We start from the raw sequence: 682 nt of genomic DNA on the forward strand, positions 1-682 counted from the left end.
GTTCTACAACATCCTTATGATTCAACACTTTAGCTTCTATCCTCAAAAATAATTCAAAAAAAGAGTGATTTAAGTTTGGAGTATATTTGAAAAGGGACTACTTTTGCACCCGCTTTCCAAGAGAAGAAAGCCTTGTTAAATTGACTTAGTGTAAAAGCGCAGTACTGCTTGATCATAAGAACAAAAAAAACTTCCGATAAAGTTTGGAAGATAAAGCTAAAAGTTCTTATCTTTGCAGTCCGATTCGCAAAGAAAAGGCGTTTTGTTTTTCTTCTTTACCTTCTTTCCCTTTCGCTAAGAGAGTCTGAGAAACGATAGAAAAAGAAAAGCGAAAAAAAACTTCCGAAAATATTTGGTAGTTAAAATAAAACCTCTTACCTTTGCACCCGCTTTTAAAACGAAAGCAGCAAGTTCTTTGAAATATTGATAAACAATACAAGTAGTACAAGAAAAAAATAGAACCGTCAATACTTGTCTTATATATATTAATATGTGTGAGACGTAAGGTATTAATGAAGTCAATAAATTGTACGGCATCCTGAACAGAGCAAAAATCAGCTTTATGCTGACTAACAATACTTTTACAATGAAGAGTTTGATCCTGGCTCAGGATGAACGCTAGCTACAGGCTTAACACATGCAAGTCGAGGGGCAGCATTTCAGTTTGCTTGCAAACTGGAGA

1 rRNA gene is annotated in these 682 nt (G+C 34.6%); it reads left to right on the plus strand.

Annotated features, from left to right (window positions below):
* Positions 1 to 583: 583 nt before the first annotated feature.
* Positions 584 to 682, plus strand: a 16S ribosomal RNA gene (locus tag HMPREF9007_RS0125590); the annotation flags it as partial.

Source organism: Bacteroides sp. 1_1_14 (assembly GCF_000162515.1).
Classification (GTDB): Bacteria; Bacteroidota; Bacteroidia; order Bacteroidales; family Bacteroidaceae; genus Bacteroides; species Bacteroides thetaiotaomicron.